The organism is Pseudomonas sp. yb_5, assembly GCF_043103865.1.
Taxonomy (GTDB): Bacteria; Pseudomonadota; Gammaproteobacteria; order Pseudomonadales; family Pseudomonadaceae; genus Aquipseudomonas; species Aquipseudomonas putida_Y.
Window position 1 is genome coordinate 48,418 of sequence record NZ_JBICKE010000056.1, and the last position, 19,321, is coordinate 67,738.

The window sequence follows — 19,321 nt, forward strand, 5'->3', positions numbered from 1 at the left end:
CCACGCCCCCCTCGTTGCCGCCCACATTTCTCGGTATGGTGGTGTCAAAGAAGGATGTTTTACCCGCACAGGAAAGACTTAGATGCCTCAACGCCATGTCATCAATGCATCCGTCAGCCCCAAAGGCAGCCTGGAGACGCTGTCACAACGTGAAGTGCAGCAACTGAGTGAAGTCGGTACCGGCAGCCTTTACACACTGTTCCGCCAGTGCGCCCTGGCAATCCTCAACACTGGCGCCCATGTCGACAATGCCAAGACCATCCTTGAGGCCTACAAGGACTTCGAGGTGCGTATCCACCAACAGGACCGCGGCGTACGCCTGGAGCTGCTGAACGCCCCAGCCGACGCCTTCGTCGATGGCGAAATGATCGCCAGCACCCGTGAAATGCTGTTCAGCGCCTTGCGCGACATCGTTTACACCGAAAGCGAGCTGGCCAGCCAGCGCATCGACCTGGAAAGCTCCCAGGGCATCACCGATTACGTTTTCCACCTGCTGCGCAACGCGCGCACCTTGCGCCCGGGCGTGGAGCCGAAGATGGTGGTGTGTTGGGGCGGCCACTCGATCAGCACCGAGGAATACCAGTACACCAAGAAGGTCGGCCACGAACTGGGCCTGCGCAAGCTGGATGTCTGCACCGGCTGCGGCCCGGGCGTGATGAAAGGCCCGATGAAGGGCGCCACCATCGCTCACGCCAAGCAACGCATGCATGGCAGCCGCTACCTGGGCCTCACCGAGCCCGGCATCATCGCCGCCGAGGCGCCCAACCCGATCGTCAACGAACTGGTGATCCTGCCTGACATCGAAAAGCGCCTGGAGGCTTTCGTGCGTGTCGGCCACGGCATCATCATCTTCCCGGGCGGGGCCGGCACAGCGGAGGAGTTCCTGTACCTGCTGGGCATCCTCATGCACCCGGACAACGAGGACCTGCCGTTCCCGGTGGTGCTTACCGGCCCGCGCAGCGCCGAGCCTTATCTGCAACAGTTGCACGCTTTCGTCGGCGCCACCCTGGGTGAAGCCGCCCATCGCCTGTACGAAATCATCATCGACGACCCGGCGGAAGTCGCCCGGCACATGGTCGACGGCCTCAAAGCGGTCAAGCAGTTCCGCCGCGAGCGCAACGATGCCTTCCACTTCAACTGGCTGCTGAAGATCGAGGAGAGCTTCCAGCGACCGTTCGACCCGACCCACCAGGCCATGTCTGAACTGGACTTGCGCCGCGAGCTGCCGCCCCATGAACTGGCGGCCAACCTGCGCCGGGCGTTTTCCGGCATTGTCGCAGGCAACGTCAAGGACAAGGGCATCCGCCTGATCGAGGAACACGGGCCGTATCAGATCCACGGCGACAGCGCCGTACTGGACCCGCTGGGCCGGCTGCTGCAGGCATTCGTCGACCAGCACCGGATGAAGCTGCCCGGTGGCGCGGAGTATGTGCCGTGCTATCAGGTGGCAACCTGACCACGCTGTTTTGCTGATGACGGGCGTGGATGCCCGTCAAAGGCGGGGGCCGGGTGACGGGTGCGCCTGTACGGATCACCCACATGGGTTTCATGAAAGCTCAGCCACCCAGGTGGCTCGCTCACTGGCGGAGTTCAACCATCGCCCGCTCGAAAAACCGAATGCTGTCGCGTCCCCCACGTTTGGACTGGTACAGCGCCACATCCCCCTGCTCGATCAACGCCGCCAGGCTCGCCGGCGGCTGATCGAACACGTTGGCACCAATGCTCAAGGTAACCGCCTGGGGCGTAGGCACGGTCTTGTCGGCGTAATGCTGGAACTGCTCACGCAGCCCACTCCCCAGTTCCATGACCCGTTCACTGCTCGCGCCACTCAGCAAGATGACGAACTCATCCCCGCCCAACCGCGCCGCCAGCGAGCGCTCGGGCAGCGCCGTACGAATCATCTCGCTCAAGGCAATCAGCAATCGGTCGCCGGCTATATGCCCGTGCAGGTCGTTGACCAGTTTGAAGTTGTCGATGTCGATCAATAGCAATGCCCCGGGCTGCGCCGGGCTCACGTCCTTGAAGAAATGCCCCGCCCGCACCTTCAGTGCACGCCGGTTGTACAGCGCAGTCAGCGGGTCACGGGCTGCCAGCCGGGCAATGCGCTCTTCACGCCGATAACGTACGGTGCCGGTCATCGACAAGGCAATCAGCATGATCGCCATCGCGCCTTCCACCAGCGAAACCTGAATGATCAGCCCGCCAAAGGTCGCCAGGTCAATCAGCGTGCCTGGCGTGATCGCGATGGCTGCCTTGGCCACATAGAACAGCCCATGGATCAGCAACACATAGCGCAGTTGCACGGCCCCGACGCTCAGCGATTTGCCATGTGGCCGCAGCAGGAAGCTGGCCTTGAGCGTCAGCGAGGCCACCAACAGCGAGTTGACCATCAGCATCACCTTCGACCACTGCGGGCCCACGGGCAGCAGCAGCAAGGCGAACCAGACCACCACGATCATCAGCCAGGCGCGTGACAAGCGCTCCTGGGTGAAGCGCAGTACGCCGATCAGGAAAAACACGTGGGCCACCACCAGCAAGCCATTGGCGAACCAGATACCGATGAACAGCAAGCCGACCCCGCGCAACAATGCCAGGGTGCTACCAACCGTAATCGTGGCGAAACCCGCACTCCAGTACAGCAACGAGGGTTCGCGCACACTGCGCCATTCAATCGCCAGGTACAAGGCGGCCGCAGCGGCCAAAGCGACTGAAATAGTCAGCATCGTGGGTGGATCTAACGCCATATACGCATTGGCCTGTCTGGTTAACGGGAAAAGGCCCGACTGTATGCGATCGTGATCACGTTCAGAGGGGCCTTGCACGGTTGCCTGCACATTGTAATCCAGGCCCTGACAAAGGGCCGCGGGCAGCAATATCATAATGACATCAATGCGCAGTGCGCACCACTCTGGCCCTGTCGCTGGCTTGCCGGTGACAGGGCCAGTCCAGGCGCCGTCAGAGCACCCGTTTGATCAACGGTTCCAACCGGCTGTAGCGCAACCGGCGCAGAAACTTGCGCACTTGCTTGGGATGTTCGGCCTTCGCCCCCAGCGCCTCTGCCGAGCCGATTCTCGGCGCAAAGCGCCGCAGTTCGGTCAACTCTGCTTCCCGTGGCGCCAGCCATTGACCCTGCGGGTCGTCGATCAGCAGGCCGTTCTCAAGGTCCAGGTTGAACCCGCGCGGGTTCAGGTTGTTGCCGGTCAGCAGCGAATAACGCTGGTCGATCCACACGCCCTTGGCATGGAAGGTATGCCCAGGATCGTTCCAGATGCGTACTTGCAGCTGGCCACTGGCAATCGCGGCGTGGCGGCGGCGGGCGAAGGCGCGCAGGTTGTCCTCATACAGATAGGGCAATGCTCCACTGGCACTGAACGGTTCGCCAGGGGCGATGTAGAAGTCGTTGGCGGTGCGGTCACCGACAATCAGTTCCACCCCAACCCCCCGCGCCAGGGCATGGTCAAGCTCGCGCATCACGACCTGCGGCGGGTTGAAATACGGCGTACTGATGATGATCTGCGTGCGCGCCACTGCCAGCAAGGCGCACAGCGCCCGGTTCAGTGGATTGCCACGGCCCACACCCAGCAGCGGGATCACCTGCAGGCCCTGCCCCGTCACGCTGGCCGGTACCTCGTAGGCCATGCGCCGCAGCCGTGCGCGCAAGCGCCGAATGTCGCCACGCAAGCTGCGGGTAGAAGGTGGCGCCGGCAGGTCGAGGCGCGGTGTGGCAGTGTGATGCAGCAAACGCTGCACCAGGCCGACCATGGCATCAGCCAGTGCCGGTGACTGGAACAGGTGGTAGCGATCCAGGCGATAGCGGTCGAAACGATGCAGGTAGACGTTGTTCAGACTGGCACCGGTGTAGATCACGCAATCGTCGATGATGCTGCCTTTGAGGTGCAACACCCCGAACAGTTCGCGGGTCTGCACTGGCACGCCATGGATGGCGATATCCAGCCCGCGCAACTGGCGCTGGGCCTGGTACCAGGCGGCATTGCCCGGCTGACGCCCGGCCCCCAGCAGCCCGCGCCTGGCGCGGAACCAGTCGACCACAATGGTGATCTCCAGGCCTGGCCGCGCGGCTTTGGCCTGGTACAAGGCATCCAGCACTTCCTGGCCAGCCTCGTCCTCTTGCAGGTACAGCGCGACAATCACGATGCGCCGAGTCGCCGTACGGATGCGCTCGAACAGGCAGGCGCGGTAAGCCTTGGCATCGGGCAGCACCTGTATCGCTTCGGGGGGCATGGCGTAGCCTGACAAGCCCGCCAGCATGGATTCGGGGTTCACTGACGCTCACCTTCTCTGTGCAATCACTGTCGGCCCTGCCAGCCGGCGGGGCCATTCCTGGCCGCTGCATCCGGGGTGTATGATCGACCCCGCAACGACACATAACAACAAGAACCACGCGAGGCTCTGCTTTCTCACTGCCCCTGACCAACCAGGCCTCAGCTTGCACAGGAACAGCGCAATGGTCCACCCCGCTTCTGCAAACCTATCGCCGTCTATTGTAAAGGGTTGTTCGGCAAAGACCTTTGGCTTCCTGATTTTGCCCAATTTCACCACCATCGGCCTTGCGTCCGCGGTGGAGACCCTGCGCATGGCCAACCTGGCCGCGCGCAAGCCACTGTATCGCAGTGTACTGATCGCCGCAGACGACGCGCCGGTGGTGGCCAGCAACGGCATGCGCGTACTGCCCGACTACAACATCGCCAACGCCCCCGCGCTGGATGCCTTGCTGGTGGTCGGCGCCAACCCGATCGACCGAAGCCGTAGCAACCGCCCACTGATCGACTGGTTGCGCCAACTGGCCCGCCAGCGCTTGCCGCTGGGCGGTATCTGCACCGGTAGTTACCTGCTGGCCAAGGCCGAATTGCTCAAGGGTTACCGCTGCACCATCCACTGGGAAGACCTGCCGACGTTGCAGGCGCACTTCCCCGGTATCGTGATCTCCAGCCAGCTATTCGAACTGGACCGCGACCGTTACACCTGCTCAGGCGGCGTGGCGGCCATGGACATGATGTTGCAACTGGTGGCCCGGGACACGGGCGGCCAGGACATCGCGGCCAAGGCCGCCGAACTGTTGCTGTGCGACCGCGTACGCGGTGAACGTGAGCGCCAGCGTGTGCCGCTGCGCACCCTGCTCGGCAGCGCCCAGCCCAAACTGAGCCAGGTGGTGGCGATCATGGAGGCCAATCTGGAGGAACCGCTGGGGCTGGAGGAACTGGCCAGCCTCAACGAAGTGACCGTGCGCCAATTGGAGCGGCTGTTCCACAAGTACCTGCAGCGCACGCCCAGCCAGTACTACCTGGAGCTGCGGCTGTCGCGGGCGCGGGAGTTACTGCTGCGCAGTGACGTGCAAGTCCGTGAGGTAGCGCTGGCTTGCGGCTTCAGTTCGCCTGCGCATTTCTCCAAGAGTTATAGCCGGTTCTTCGGGCTGTCGCCTTTAGGGGAGCGGCGGCAGGCCTCTCTCCATTGAATGGGGTCATGTACTGGCTTGGCTGGCCTCTTCGCGGGCAAGCCCGCTCCTACACGCACATCGGTGGTCCGACACAGGCCGTTGTAGGAGCGGGCTTGCCCGCGAAGGGGCCAGTGCAGGTCAACTAATCTTCAAGGGCCGCGTGCGCCGTCTCCCGACACATCAGCATGGCCACCAGCGCCACCAGTGCTGCCGCCAGCAAGTATCCTGCCGGGGCAAGCTTGCTGCCCGTCACCTGAATCAACCAGGTGGCGATGAACGGCGCAGTCCCGCCAAACAACGAATTGGCCACATTGAAGCTCAAGGCAAACCCGCTGAAGCGCACCCGGGTCGGAAAGATTTCGGCCAGCAGGCACGGCAAGGTCCCGTCATTCATCGCCAGCATCGCACCGAAAAGGATCTGGATGGCCAGAATCACCAGCAGCGGCTGGCCGTCCAGCAGGCGAAACAACGGCACGGTCAACCCCAGGAACAACAGCGAGGCCACCACCAGCATGGTCTTGCGACCAAACTGGTCGGACAACCGTCCCATCAGGAAGATCAAGCCGATATAGGTGGCCAGCGACACCGTCGAGGCGATGAACGAATCCCGCTCGCTCATGCCCATTTCACTGGACAGGTAGGTCGGCATGTAACTGAGCAACAGGTAGAACGCAACCGCATTCAGGCAGGTGACACCTATGCCGATCGCCAGACTGCGCCGGTGCTGGCCCAGCAGTTCGCGCAGCGGCGTCGTAGCCATGCCGGCCTTGGTTTCCAGGCGCTGTTCCATCTCCAGGAACTTGGGCGTGTCCTGCAGGCTCATGCGGATATAGCGCCCTACCAGGCCGAACGGCGCCGCCAGCAGAAACGGCAGGCGCCAGCCCCACTCATGCAGGGCTTCACTGCTGAGCAGCTCATGCAGCACCGCGACGAACGCCGCACCGAACAACAACCCCGCTGCCGTGCTGGCCGGCACGATGCTGGTGTACAAGCCACGCCGCCCAGGCGGCGCGTACTCGGCCAGGAACGCAGCGGCCCCGGCATACTCACCCGAGGCGGAAAAACCCTGCACCAGGCGGATCAGCAACAACAAGGCCGGCGCCCACAGCCCGATCTGCGCATAGCCCGGCAACAAGCCGATGCAGAAGGTGGATACCGACATGATCAGGATCGACCACGACAACGCGTTGCGCCGACCGTGTCGGTCGCCGAAATGGCCCCAGACAATACCGCCCAGCGGGCGTACCAGGAAAGACAACGCGAATACCGCGAAGGTAGCCAGCAGGCCGGTGGTCTTGTCAGTTTGCGGGAAGAAGGTGGCGGCGATGATGGTGGCCAGATAGCCGTAGGCGGCGTAGTCGAACCACTCGACGAAGTTGCCCATGAAGCTGGCTCGGGCGGCCTTGCGCAGCGCCTGGCGTTCGGTGTTGTGTGCGGGGCCGGCAATAGCGGACGGGTCAAGGGTGGTGCTGGACATGACGGGTACCCTCTGGTTCTTTTAATTGGAGGCAGGGTCTGGTGGTCATACGGGGATCTTTTGTTGTCTGGGCCAGCCTTTTCGCGGGTGAACCCGCGCCTACGAAAACGGTGAAATCTTTGTAGGAGCGGGTTCACCCGCGAAGCAGCCGACGCCGATGCTTATTTGCGAATGATGTTGTGCTCCGGCCCATACGGGAACTTGGTGATGTTCTCGGCGCCGTTGTCGTTGACGATCAGGATGTCATGCTCGCGATAACCGCCCGCCCCCGGTCGCCCTTCAGGCAGCATGATCATCGGCTCGATCGACACCACCATGCCCGGCTCCAGCACGGTATCGATGTCCTCGCGCAGCTCCAGCCCCGCCTCACGGCCGTAGTAATGGCTGAGCGTGCCGAACGAATGGCCATACCCGAAGGTGCGGTACTGCAGCAGGTCGTGGCGCAGGAAGATCTCGTTCAGTTCGCGGGCGATATCGCTGCAGCGCATGCCTGGGCGCACCAGTTGCAGCCCGGCTTCGTGCACTTCGACGTTGGCCTGCCACAGGCGCAGGTACTCGTCCGGGCAGTGGTCAAGGAACAGGGTGCGCTCCAGCGCAGTGTAATAACCGGCGATCATGGGGAAACAGTTGAGGCTGAGGATCTCGCCCTTGCCCACACGACGGCTGGTGACCGGGTTGTGCGCGCCATCGGTATTGAGCCCGGACTGGAACCAGGTCCAGGTGTCCATCAGCTCGGCGTCGGGGAAGCGTTTGGCAATTTCGCGCACCATCGCCTGGGTGGCATGCAGTGCCACCTCGTACTCGGGCACATGCTCACGCAAGGCCTCGACCACTGCCGCCCCGCCGATGTCGGCCACCTGCGCACCGTGACGGATAAGCGCCTGCTCCTCGGCCGACTTGATCATGCGCATACGCATGCACGGCGCAGCGATGTCCACCAGCTCGGCCTTGGGGTAGCAGGCGGCGAATTTGCCGTGGTTCTGCAGGTTCAGGTGGTCGTACTCCACGCCGATGCGCGAGGCTAGCGGCAACGCCTGCTGGATGGCGACGAAGTAGTTGTCGCGCTGCCAGTCGGTGTAGACGATGTTGTCAGTGCCCACCGTGCGCCGCCAGGGTTGCCCACCGTCAATGTTGGCGCTGATCGAGACCACCTTGTCCTGGGTGATCACCAGCGCATAAGGGCGGCCGAACGAGCAGTAGAGGAAATCGCTGTAGTAGTTGACGTTGTGATACGAGGTGAAGATTGCCGCCTCGATGTCCTGCTCAGCCATATAGGCCCGCAGCCGGGCGTGGCGAGCAGCGTATTCCTGAGCGGAGAAGGTTGGTTGTACCTTGTCGCCATTGCGGATTTTCAGGGTCTTGGGCATTTGCATGGTCGGGGTTCCTTGTCGTTGTGAGCACGCTGTTCAGGCCGGCCGCCTGAGAAGCATTGCAACAGAACCGACGAGGACACTTTTGTATCTATCCGACCTGGAATTGGCGGAATAACCAGTGGCCAAGGGGGCGCTGAGCGCCCCCCGCCAGGCAACGCTATTTCAAATCAAAGCGGTCCAGCTCCATGACCTTCTGCCAGGCGGCCACAAAGTCCCGGACAAACTTGTCACCCCCATCACTGCTGGCATACACCTCGCTCAACGCCCGCAACTGCGCATGCGAACCGAACACCAGATCGACCCGGCTACCGCTCCACTTCACCTGCCCGGTCTTGCGGTCGCGCCCTTCAAAGGTCTCGTTGTCCGCCGAGGTGGGTTTCCACTCCACGCTCATATCCAGCAAGTTGCGGAAGAAGTCGTTGCTCAGCGTTCCCGGCTTGTCGGTGAACACCCCGAGTTTGCTGCCACCATGGTTGGCACCGAGCACCCGCAGGCCACCGATCAGCACGGTCAGCTCTGGCGCGGTCAGGGTCAGCAACTGCGCCTTGTCCAGCAACAGTTTCTCGGCCTTGACGCTGTAGCGTGCCTTGGTGAAGTTGCGGAAGCCATCGGCCAGCGGTTCCAGCACGGCGAACGACTCGACGTCAGTCTGCTCCTGCGACGCATCGACTCGGCCCGGGCGGAACCCTACGCTGCCGCTGTAGCCCGCATCCTTGGCAGCTTTTTCGACTGCCGCGGTACCGGCCAGCACGATCAGGTCAGCCAGGGAAACCTTCTTGCCGCTGCTGTTGAACTCGCCCTGGATCTTCTCCAATGCCGCCAGCACCTTGTCCACGCCCTGGTTTGCAGCCCAGTCCTTCTGTGGGGCCAAGCGCAAACGCGCGCCGTTGGCACCACCGCGCTTGTCGGAGCCGCGGAAGGTCGACGCGGATGCCCATGCGGTGGAGACCAGTTCGCCCACGCTCAAACCCGAGGCCAGGATTCTGGCCTTGAGTGTCGCGATGTCTTGCTCGCTGATCGTGGATGGGTCAGCTTTGGGCAACGGGTCTTGCCACAGCAACTCTTCATTGGGCATTTCCGGGCCCAGATAGCGCGCCAGCGGGCCCATGTCGCGGTGGATCAGCTTGTACCATGCACGGGCGAACGCATCCGCCAACTGGTCAGGGTTGTCTTTGAAACGGCGGGCGATCGGCTCGTAGATGGGGTCGAAGCGCAATGCCAGGTCGGAGGTCAACATCGACGGTGCATGCCTTTTACCGGGATCGTGTGCATCTGGCACCGTGCCTGCGCCTTTGCCGTCTTTCGGCCGCCACTGGTGCGCGCCGGCCGGGCTTTTGGTCAGCTCCCACTCAAAGTCGAACAGGTTATTCAGGTACTCGTTGCTCCATTGGGTCGGGGTGGAGGTCCAGATCACTTCCAGGCCACTGGTGATGGTATCCCCGCCTTTGCCGGAGCCAAACGTGTTGTGCCAGCCCAGGCCCTGCATCTCCAGGCCTGCCGCTTCCGGCTCGGGGCCGACGTTGTCGGCGGGGCCGGCACCGTGGGTCTTGCCGAACGCGTGCCCACCGGCGATCAAGGCCACGGTTTCTTCATCGTTCATGGCCATGCGACCAAAGGTTTCACGGATGTCCTTGCCTGAGGCCACGGGGTCGGGGTTACCTTCCGGGCCTTCCGGGTTCACGTAGATCAGGCCCATCTGCACGGCGGCCAGCGGGTTTTCCAGGTTACGCTCGGCCGACAGGTTGCGATTCTGCTCTTCACCATGCTTGGCCGGCTCGGCCACCAGGTCACCCTGCCCTGGCGCCTGCGCCTTGGCCTGATCCTTGCCGTAACGGGTATCGCCGCCCAGCCACTCCTTTTCCGACCCCCAGTACACGTCTTCGTCCGGCTCCCACACGTCGGCACGCCCGCCGGAGAAGCCGAAGGTCTTGAAGCCCATGGATTCGAGGGCAACATTACCGGTGAGTACGATCAGGTCGGCCCAGGAAATCTTGTTGCCGTACTTCTGCTTGATCGGCCACAGCAGGCGCCGGGCCTTGTCCAGGCTGACGTTGTCCGGCCAGCTGTTGAGCGGGGCGAAGCGTTGCTGGCCGGAGCCCGCCCCCCCACGGCCGTCACCAATGCGGTAGGTGCCGGCGCTGTGCCAGGCCATGCGGATGAACAGCGGGCCGTAGTGGCCGAAATCGGCCGGCCACCAGTCCTGCGAGTCGGTCATCAGGGCGGTCAGGTCTTTCTTCAGGGCCTGGAAGTCGAGGCTCTTGAACGCCTTGGCATAGTCGAAGTCCGGGTCAGGGCTGGACTTGGAGGAATGCTGGTGAAGAATTCTCAGGTTGAGCTGGTCAGGCCACCAGTCACGGTTGGTGGTGCCGCCACCTGCGGTTTGATGGAACGGGCATTTCGATTCGTTCGACATCTGCGGGTACCTTTGGGTCGGTTATCCAGATTTCCGGTCTATGCCAGTGTTCTTTCAGCCGAGCGGGTGGGCTCGTACTACCCCTCATCAGGTGTACACGGGGCTTGCGAAGCTGTCACGCCGGGGGGCCACGGTCTTGCACACAGGTGCTGACGCGCTGCCCGGTCGCGGAATTCGCGGGGCCACGGGAAAGACTAGTCGAGCTTGGGCAGAGTTCTAATAGAGTGGCTGTTGGAGCCTGATAGGCTGGCTCTGTCAGGCACTGGCCTGTATCGACCGCTTCGCGATCAAGCCCGCGACGAGGCCGGCACATCCATACAAGGCACAAGGCCCGGCACCGTGCTTCAATACACAGCCATACCCTTTGCCCCGGACGCCGAGCCCTCATGAACCGCAACGACCTGCGCCGCGTCGACATGAACCTGCTGGTGCTGTTCGAAGCCCTGATGATCGAACGCAACCTGACCCGCGTCGGCGAAAAGCTGTTTATCACCCAATCCACCGTCAGCGCCGCCCTCGCCCGCCTGCGCGAACTGTTCGACGACCCGCTGCTGATACGCAACGGCCGGGCCATGGAACCCACGCCACGGGCCCTGCAGATCTTTGCCGAACTTGGCCCGGCCATGGACGTGATTTCCGCCGCCATCAGTCGCGCCCGCGAATTCGACCCGGCCAACAGCTGCAACGTGTTCCGCCTGGGGCTTTCCGATGATGCCGAGTTCGGCCTGTTTCCGGCTCTGCTGCAGGCCCTGCGTGAAGAGGCCCCGGAGATCAGCGTGGTAGTGCGGCGGGCCAACTTTCTGCTGATGCCCGGCTTGCTGGCCAGCGGCGAGATCTCGGTAGGCGTGAGCTATACCACCGACCTACCGGCCACCGCCAAACGCCGCAAGCTGCGCGACATCGGCGTACGGGTGCTGCGCGCCGACGACCGCCCGGGGCCGCTGACCCTCGACGAATACTGCGCCCGCCCGCATGTGATGGTGTCGTTCTCCGGTGACATGAGCGGCAACATCGACCTCGATCTGGCACGCATCGGTCGTTGCCGCAAGGTGGTGCTGGCGGTGCCGCAGTTCGGTAGCCTGCGCGCCCTGCTGCGCAACACCGAGCTGATCGCCACGGTGCCGGACTATGCCGCTTGCGCTCTCGCCGACGACGGCAGCCTGCGCGCCGACCCGGCGCCGTTCGACATCACCGAGGCCGAGCTGTCGATGGTCTGGAGCGGCGCCCAGGACAACGACCCCGCCGAGCGCTGGCTGCGCGACCGCATCCTGCAGTTCATGGCCACGCAGTGATGCCCTCTTCGCAGCGCAACGCTGCGCCTACCGCCCGTACAGCCTGAAGCACGCGGCTACTATTTGCCGCGCTGCATCCACGCTGCACCGAGCCCGCTGAGACAGATCACCAAAATCCCTACCAGGCTCAGGGTATCCGGCACCTGGCTGTAGACCACGAAGCCAAGCAACCCGGCAAACACGATCTGGCAATAGCTGAACGGTGCCAGCAACGCTGGCGCTGCATGGCGGAAGGCCTGGGTCAACAGCAGGTGCGCAGTCATGCCAAAGCCGCCCAGTGCCAGCATCAACAGGGCATGGTCCCAGCGCGGGACCTCCCAGAAGAACGGCACCAGCGCACTCATCGCCAAGGTGTTGCACAACCCCGCATAGAAGTTGCTGGTGGTCGGGCTGTCATGCGCCGCCAGAATGCGCGTCAGCAACTGATAGAAGCAGAAGCCCAACGCCGAACCGAACGGATACAGAATGGCCGGGGTAAACATCGCCCCGCCAGGGTGCACCACCACCAGCACGCCAATAAAGCCCATCACCACCGCCACCCACTGCCCGACTGTCACTCGCTCTTTCAGCAGCGGCGCCGACAGCGCGGTGACCAGTACCGGGGCAAGGAAGTTGACGGCCGTGGCCTCTGCCAGTGGCAGGTATTGCAAGCCGGTCGTGAACAGCAGGCTGGTGCTCAGCAGGCTCAGGGCCCGCAAGGTCTGCAATACCGGCCGGCGGGTGCGCAACACGTTGAGCCCAGACTTGGGCAGGAAGATGCCGGCCATCAGCAACGTGTGCACCACATAACGCGCCCACACCACCATGACTATCGGGTACAGGCCACCCAGAAATTTGGACAAGGCATCGTGGCTGGCGAACAGGAACGTCGCCACCACCACCAACGCGATGCCGCGCAGGGGTTGGTTGACGCCGGACAGCGGTGTGCTGGAACTCATGGCTCTCTCGATGACGGCGCGGCAGCAAGCCGCGCCCGGGGAAGGACGCGCAGGCATTGCCCGGCGGATGAAACAGCTGGGATTCTAGAAGAGATGCCGCAGAATAAGGAAGTTCATTTGCCGCTTGCCCCGGCCAAGTGCAATTTCTGTTCGCTGATCGACCACTTTCCACCTGGCATGCATGGCCCGTGCACGGTTGATCGCTGACCATCGACCGCCCCCTGCACCCTACAAGGAATTTACATGCAACGGCTCACCACCCGAACCGGCCTGGACCTGCCCGCCATCGGCCTGGGCACCTGGCCAATGACCGGCAGTGAATGCACCCAGGCCGTGCGCCAGGCACTGGACGTGGGTTACCGGCACATCGACACCGCCACCGCCTACGAAAACGAAGCGGCCGTTGGCCAGGCGCTGCGTGACAGCGCCGTGCCACGCGAGCAGATCCATCTGACCACCAAGGTCTGGTGGGACCGTCTGGCGCCCCAAGCCATGCGTCAGTCGCTGGAAGACAGCCTGCGCGCGCTGGGTACCGAACAGGTCGACCTGTTCCACATCCACTGGCCAGGCACAGACTGGGACCTGGCCCGCAGCATCGACACCCTGGTAGCCCTGCGTGACGAAGGCAAGGCGCGCCACATTGGCGTGGCCAACTTCCCATTGGGGTTACTGCGCCAGGTGGTGGAAACCCTGGGCGCGCCGTTGTCGGCGATTCAGGTGGAGTACCATGTTCTGCTCAACCAGCAGCCGCTACTCGACTTCGCCCGCAGCCATGATTTGTTGCTCACCGCCTATACCCCGCTGGCACGCGGCCAGGCAGCGGCGCAGCCGGTGATCCAGGCGATTGCCCGCAAGCATGGCGTGCTTCCCAGCCAGGTAGCGCTGAAATGGCTGCTGGACCAGGACGGCGTGGCGGCGATCCCCAAAGCCAGCAGCCGCGAAAACCAGCTGGCCAACCTGGCCGCGTTGACCGTGCAGTTGGATGACGAAGACCGCGCAGCCATCGCCGGGCTGCCGAAAGACCAGCGCGTGGTTAGCCCGCCGTTTGCCCCGGACTGGAACAGCTGAGGCCGCCGCGCAAGTCATTGTTCTTGCGTGATGACCTGCTTCAACCGCTCGCTCGCCGGTGCCGGCCGCCCGTAAAAGTAGCCCTGGAAGTGCGAACACCCTTCCGCCGCGAGCCGGCGCATCTGTTCCTCCGACTCCACGCCTTCGGCCGTGGTCTTGATCATCAGGCTGTTGGACAGCTCGGTAATGGCGCGAATGATCGACATGGCCTCGCGGCTGTCGCACATGTCATGCACAAACGACTTGTCGATCTTGATCCGGTCGAAGGGGAACGAGCGCAGGTAGCCCAGCGATGAGTAGCCCGTACCAAAGTCATCCAGTGAAATGGACACGCCCAGGTCTTTCAGGGCGCGCAAGGTGCGCACGTTTTCCTCGCTGTTGCCCAGCAGCACCGATTCGGTAATTTCCAGCTCCAGTCGCTGCGGCGGCAGGCCCGAGTCGGCCAGCGCGAGGGCGACGGTATGCACCAGATCGCCGTTCTTGAACTGCACCGCCGACAGGTTGACCGACACCGTCTGCTCACCGTCCCAACTGGCCGCCTCCTGGCAGGCCAGATTCAGCGCACGGTTGCCCAACTCGTGGATCAACCCGGTTTCTTCGGCAATGGGGATGAAATCCATCGGCATGACCATGCCCCGGGTCGGGTGTTCCCAGCGCAGCAACGCCTCATAACCGGTAACGCTGCTGGTTTGATGATCGACTACCGGCTGGTAGTGCAGCTGCAACTGCCCCAGGTGCAGCGCTGTGCGCAGGTCGGTTTCCACCAGGCGGCGCTGGCGGGCGGCAACGTCCAGTTCGACATCGAAGCATTCATAACGATTACGGCCGTTACGCTTGGCCTGGTACAGCGCCATGTCGGCGTAGCCCAACAGTTGCTCTGCCTGGTCATTGTCATCAGGCGCGATGGCGATGCCGATGCTCACCCCCACCGCGAACTGATGCCCTTCGATCTGGAACGGCGGGCTGATGGCCTTGATCAGGCGCTGCGCGGTATTACATGCGGCATCCCGCCCTTCCAGGCCCGTCAGCACCACGGCAAACTCATCGCCACCCAGGCGGGCCAAGGTGTCGTGCTCACGCAGTTCGCGGCGCAGACGCTTGCCCAACTCGCGTAGCAGCTTGTCGCCAAAGGCATGGCCAAGGGAGTCGTTGATGTTTTTGAAGTTGTCCAGGTCCAGGCACAGGGCAGCGGTCAGCTTGGCGTTTTCGCTGCCGCGCAACAAGGCCTGACGCAGCCGTTCGTGGAAAAGCGTCCGGTTGGGCAGCCCGGTGAGCGCGTCATGGTGCGCCATGTGGTGAATCTGCGCATGGGCGGCCAGCTCTTCGGTGGCGTCTTCAGCCACGAACAACACGTAATCGGCCTGCCCCTCGCGGCTCTGGCTGAGCAGGGTACGGCTGCGCAGGGTGCGGGGGCCACGGGCAGTGTCGACGCGGGTTTCGGCGGCGTGCCCCTTGGTACTGCGGGCACCACGCACGAATTGCTGCTCCAGGTAGTCACCGGCAGCCGGTGCCAGGCATTCCCGGGGCAACTGGCCGATCATGCTGCGCTGCGGCCCGCCGAACAGGCGTTCGGCCTGCTGGTTGGCCAACAGGATGCGCTGGCTTTCCAGGTCCTGGACGATGACGCTCGCGGGAATGTTGGCAATGACCGAATCGAGGAACTGCGACAGCTTGGCCATCTCCTGGCTGTACTGCTCGGCCAGCTCTTTGGCCTGCAGCAGTTCGAGTTCCTGGCGGTGGCGTTCGGAAATGTCGCGGGTGACCTTGGCGAAACCCACCAGGTGTCCGGCATCGTCGTATACCGCTTCGATGACCACATGGGCGTGGAAGGCCGTACCGTCCTTGCGCAGGCGTGCGCCCGTTTCTTCAAAGCGTCCGGTGCTGCGCGCCTGCTCCAGGTTAAATGTCGGCAACCCGGCTGCGCGCTCGGCATCGGTGTAGAACACAGAGTAGTGCTGGCCGACGATTTCTTCGGCATGGTACCCCTTGGCGCGCTGGGCGCCGGGGTTCCAGTTGGCGACGATACCTTCAGGGGTAAGCAGGTAGATGGCATAATCCACCACGCTCTGGATCAATAGCCGGTACATGATGTCGGGGTTTGCTGCGAGCGACATGAACTTTACCTGAACTTTCGAAACGCATGAAAAGGGACCCCGGCAAGCGGCGGCCGGGTCTTGGAAAGCGATAATGGCATTATGCTGCCAATGAAAATTTTGTGAAGCAACTCACAAAAATGACGCTTCCCGTTATCAGGCCGAACGAAAGCGCACGCCCCCTCAATGGCGGGTGCCAGTCACCAGAAAATTGAGCAAGCCCGGCTCATCCCCCAAAGCGATAGCCTGCGCCGGCCGCGGCAGGCTCGCCAGCACTGCATTGCAGAAAGCCACGGCGGCCAGATCCTGTGCGTAGCAGCGCAGCAGCCAGTCGCCCTTGCCCCCCAGCAACTGCAACGCAACCGCTTGGCCGATGCCCTGGCGACGGTACTTCTTCAAGATGAACAGGTCGGCAAGCTCCTGCGCATCGATGCCAGGCAGTTCGCTGCGCTCGACCAGCACGAAGCCGGCGATGAACCCGTCTGCCAGCACCAGATACGCGCCCCAGCCGTCGTCCTGCCAGTAACGTTGCAGGTGCTGCTCGTGGATGTAGAAGCGGCCATCCGCCTCGACGTCTTCCTGCTCCCAGTCGGAGGACTCGTAGCAATAGAACTGGTAGAGATTGCGGATCAGCGGAGCCTGGTCGATGGTGGTTGGCAGCAGCGCGAGGGGGAGCATGGTGTGGGGCCTGAGCAAAAGGACGATTCTAGATCACCAGGCCCTTGCAGCAAAAAGCCCGGGACCTCCCCGCACGGAAAGCCCCAGGCAAAATCACAGTGACAAAACCTCGGACTCAGCCCTCCTGCAACGCCCGCGGCCGATGGCTTCGCTCTTCGGCGTCAGGCGACTGGGCACCCTGCAAGCGGAAGTCGAACGACAGCTCGGCAAAGCGCTCGCCTTGCACGCCGCGGTCGCGCGCCGCCGCCGCATCCTCGACAAAACGCAGTTCGCCGATCAGCCCGTCACGGGTGGCATAGGCAAAGTCGTCCCACAGGTACTTGTCGCCCGCAAAGTTGATCTGCGTGGTCAGGTGGCGGTGCCCTGGTGCCGAAATGAAGAAGTGCACGTGCGCCGGGCGCTGGCCGTGGCGGCCGAGCAGGTCCAGGCATTCCTGGGTTGGGCCCTGCGGGTCGCAACCATACCCCGATGGCACGATCGAGCGCGCGCGGTAGCGGCCCTCGGCATCGGTGATGATACGCCGGCGCAGGTTGAACTCGGACTGTGTCGAATCGAAGTACGAATAGGTGCCCTGGGTGTTGGCGTGCCACAGGTCGACGGTGGCACCGGCCAACGGTTTGCCGTCGGCATCGAACACCTGGCCCTGAAGGAACATCACCACGCCTGGGTCAGTGCCGTCGTCCATGCGCACTTCGCCTTGGGCCAGCGGCGCCCCGGCAACGTACAACGGGCCTTCGATGGTGCGCGGGGTGCCGCCGCCAAGGCCGGCTTCAGCGTCCTTGGCATCCTGCAGCAGGTCGAGGAAGTGCTCGATGCCCAGGCCAGCAGCCAGCAGGCCCGCCTCATTACGGCCGCCCAGGCGGTTGAGGTAGTCGACGGCGTGCCAGAACTCGTCCTCGGTAATTTCCAGGTCTTCGATCAGCCGAGCGGTGTCCTGCAGCACGCGCAGAATGATTTGCTTGAAGCGCGGGTTTCCTTCGGCATGGTCCAGGCCAGCCACCTGGTTGAAGAAGGCTTGAATGTCGGCAGTGTGGGAAATTTTCACGGTCATCGTGCTTACCTCGTATTGTTCTTGTCAGGCATACAGGTGCGAATCAGCGATCGTCGCTGTGGATAGACGAGGGATGCCGACACAGGCCGTCGACCTCGATGTCCATGTACGGGAACAGCGGCAGCTGCATCAGCGTGTCATGCAACGCCTCGACGCTGGGCACATCGAACACGCTGTAGTTGGCGTAATGCCCGGCAATGCGCCACAGGTGACGCCAGATGCCTTCGCGCTGCAGGCGCTGAGCCAGTTCCTTTTCGTCGGCCTTGAGCTGGGCGGCCTTGGCCGGGTCCATGTCGACCGGCAGCTTCACGGTCATCTTCACGTGGAACAACATGGTTATCTCCTTGCTTGCTGATCAGCGACGGGCGAAGCGCGCCAGGCGCTGTTCGTCCAACGTCAGGCCCAGGCCTGGGGTATGGGGGATGTGCAGCTGGAAGTCGCGGTATTGCGGCGGCTCGTTGACGATCTCCTCGGTCAGCAGCAGCGGCCCGAACAGCTCCGTACCCCAGGTGAGCTGGCGCAGGGTGAGGAATGCATGGGCCGAAGCCAGGGTGCCGATCGAACCTTCGAGCATGGTGCCGCCGTACAAGGCGATGCCAGCGGCCTCGGCGATCTGTGCAGTGCGCAGCACCGCGCGCGGGCCACCATTCTTGGCGATTTTCAGGGCGAAGATGCTGGCGGCGCCGTCGGCGGCCAGGCTGAAGGCGTCCTCGACGCTTTCGATCGACTCATCGGCCATGATCGGTGCCGGGCTGCGCTGGTTCAGGCGCACCTGGCCACCGCGGTTGACGCGCGAAATCGGCTGCTCGATCAGGTCGATGCCGTTGTCGCCCAGTACCTGACAGGCGCGGATGGCCTGGGACTCGTCCCAGTACTGGTTGACGTCGACCCGCACGCTGGCGCTGTCACCCAGCTCGCGCTTGATCGCGACCACGTGCTTGAGGTCCTGGGCCACCGGGTTGGCGCCGATTTTCAGCTTGAACACCCGGTGCCGGCGAATGTCCAGCATGTGCTGGGCTTCGGCGATATCGCGAGCGGTGTCGCCGCTGGCCAGGGTCCAGGCCACTTCCAGGCTGTCACGCACGCGCCCCCCCAGCAGTTCGCTGACCGGCAGGCCCAGGCGTTTGCCCTGGGCGTCGAGCAAGGCGCTTTCGATGCCGGACTTGGCGAAGGTGTTGCCCTTGGCCAGCTTGTCCAGCTTGAGCATGGCGGCGTTGATGTTGTCTGCTGGCAGGCCGATCAGCGCCGGGGCGAGGTGCGCGTCGATATTGGCCTTGATGCCTTCGGGGCTTTCGTAGCCATAAGCCAGGCCACCGATGGTGGTGGCTTCGCCGATGCCTTCCACGCCATCGCTGCAGCGCAGGCGCAATACCACCAGGGTCTGCTGCTGCATGGTGTGCATCGCCAGCTTGTGCGGGCGAATGGTCGGGAGATCGACGATAATTGCATCTATGTGTTCAATCAGCGCGCTTGTCATTGTTGC

Annotated in this window: 15 protein-coding genes; 4 read left to right on the forward strand and 11 right to left on the reverse strand. The window is 63.3% G+C overall.

Annotated elements, in window-relative coordinates; all coding sequences use genetic code 11:
- Nucleotides 1-82: 82 nt before the first annotated feature.
- Nucleotides 83-1,456, forward strand: coding sequence for a nucleotide 5'-monophosphate nucleosidase PpnN (ppnN, locus tag ACF8GF_RS07905; protein WP_176682468.1), 1,374 nt, complete (start codon nt 83-85; stop codon nt 1,454-1,456).
- Between the two features lie 121 nt (nt 1,457-1,577).
- Here the strand turns inward: ppnN and ACF8GF_RS07910 are convergent, their stop codons facing one another.
- On the reverse strand, nt 1,578-2,723 hold the full coding sequence (locus tag ACF8GF_RS07910; protein WP_392487906.1) for a GGDEF domain-containing protein: 1,146 nt from the start codon (nt 2,721-2,723) through the stop codon (nt 1,578-1,580).
- A gap of 232 nt (nt 2,724-2,955) precedes the next feature.
- Nucleotides 2,956-4,284, reverse strand: a complete 1,329-nt coding sequence (gene pssA / locus ACF8GF_RS07915) for a CDP-diacylglycerol--serine O-phosphatidyltransferase (protein WP_392487907.1) — start codon at nt 4,282-4,284, stop codon at nt 2,956-2,958.
- A gap of 181 nt (nt 4,285-4,465) precedes the next feature.
- Between pssA and ACF8GF_RS07920 the strand changes: the two genes are divergently transcribed.
- Complete coding sequence (locus ACF8GF_RS07920) at nt 4,466-5,473, forward strand: GlxA family transcriptional regulator (RefSeq protein WP_103444257.1); 1,008 nt, start codon at nt 4,466-4,468, stop codon at nt 5,471-5,473.
- 124 nt (nt 5,474-5,597) lie between these two features.
- Here the strand turns inward: ACF8GF_RS07920 and ACF8GF_RS07925 are convergent, their stop codons facing one another.
- From ACF8GF_RS07925 to katG, 3 genes are all read right to left on the reverse strand, one after another.
- Nucleotides 5,598-6,932 carry an MFS transporter gene (locus ACF8GF_RS07925; RefSeq protein ID WP_176682465.1) on the reverse strand — a complete coding sequence of 445 codons (1,335 nt, stop codon included), beginning with the start codon at nt 6,930-6,932 and terminating at the stop codon, nt 5,598-5,600.
- A 161-nt stretch (nt 6,933-7,093) separates the two neighbouring features.
- A complete protein-coding gene (locus ACF8GF_RS07930) occupies nt 7,094-8,305 on the reverse strand; it encodes a M24 family metallopeptidase (RefSeq protein ID WP_392487908.1) in 1,212 nt (403 codons plus the stop codon).
- 157 nt (nt 8,306-8,462) lie between these two features.
- Nucleotides 8,463-10,718: a catalase/peroxidase HPI gene (katG, locus tag ACF8GF_RS07935; protein WP_392487909.1), complete on the reverse strand. Its 2,256-nt coding sequence runs from the start codon at nt 10,716-10,718 to the stop codon at nt 8,463-8,465.
- Nucleotides 10,719-11,104: 386 nt separating this feature from the next.
- On the opposite strand from katG, the gene ACF8GF_RS07940 reads away from it, so the two are divergent.
- Complete coding sequence (locus tag ACF8GF_RS07940) at nt 11,105-12,010, forward strand: LysR family transcriptional regulator (RefSeq protein ID WP_021782048.1); 906 nt, start codon at nt 11,105-11,107, stop codon at nt 12,008-12,010.
- A 59-nt stretch (nt 12,011-12,069) separates the two neighbouring features.
- Here the strand turns inward: ACF8GF_RS07940 and ACF8GF_RS07945 are convergent, their stop codons facing one another.
- Nucleotides 12,070-12,948 carry a DMT family transporter gene (locus ACF8GF_RS07945; RefSeq protein ID WP_010954509.1) on the reverse strand — a complete coding sequence of 293 codons (879 nt, stop codon included), beginning with the start codon at nt 12,946-12,948 and terminating at the stop codon, nt 12,070-12,072.
- Nucleotides 12,949-13,191: 243 nt separating this feature from the next.
- Here ACF8GF_RS07945 and ACF8GF_RS07950 point away from each other — a divergent pair, with 243 nt between their 5' ends.
- Entirely contained in the window at nt 13,192-14,016 is an 825-nt protein-coding gene (locus tag ACF8GF_RS07950; protein ID WP_339534927.1) for an aldo/keto reductase, read from the forward strand.
- 14 nt (nt 14,017-14,030) lie between these two features.
- Here ACF8GF_RS07950 and ACF8GF_RS07955 read toward each other — a convergent pair whose 3' ends face one another.
- From ACF8GF_RS07955 to ACF8GF_RS07975, 5 genes are all read right to left on the reverse strand, one after another.
- Nucleotides 14,031-16,130: a putative bifunctional diguanylate cyclase/phosphodiesterase gene (locus tag ACF8GF_RS07955; RefSeq protein WP_392487910.1), complete on the reverse strand. Its 2,100-nt coding sequence runs from the start codon at nt 16,128-16,130 to the stop codon at nt 14,031-14,033.
- Nucleotides 16,131-16,292: 162 nt separating this feature from the next.
- Nucleotides 16,293-16,787 carry a GNAT family N-acetyltransferase gene (locus ACF8GF_RS07960; RefSeq protein WP_392487911.1) on the reverse strand — a complete coding sequence of 165 codons (495 nt, stop codon included), beginning with the start codon at nt 16,785-16,787 and terminating at the stop codon, nt 16,293-16,295.
- Nucleotides 16,788-16,902: 115 nt separating this feature from the next.
- Nucleotides 16,903-17,838, reverse strand: a complete 936-nt coding sequence (gene catA, locus ACF8GF_RS07965; RefSeq protein ID WP_392487912.1) for a catechol 1,2-dioxygenase — start codon at nt 17,836-17,838, stop codon at nt 16,903-16,905.
- Between the two features lie 43 nt (nt 17,839-17,881).
- Nucleotides 17,882-18,172 carry a muconolactone Delta-isomerase gene (gene catC, locus ACF8GF_RS07970; RefSeq protein ID WP_010954550.1) on the reverse strand — a complete coding sequence of 97 codons (291 nt, stop codon included), beginning with the start codon at nt 18,170-18,172 and terminating at the stop codon, nt 17,882-17,884.
- 21 nt (nt 18,173-18,193) lie between these two features.
- Nucleotides 18,194-19,315, reverse strand: a complete 1,122-nt coding sequence (locus ACF8GF_RS07975; protein ID WP_176682458.1) for a muconate cycloisomerase family protein — start codon at nt 19,313-19,315, stop codon at nt 18,194-18,196.
- Between the last annotated feature and the right edge of the window lie 6 nt (nt 19,316-19,321).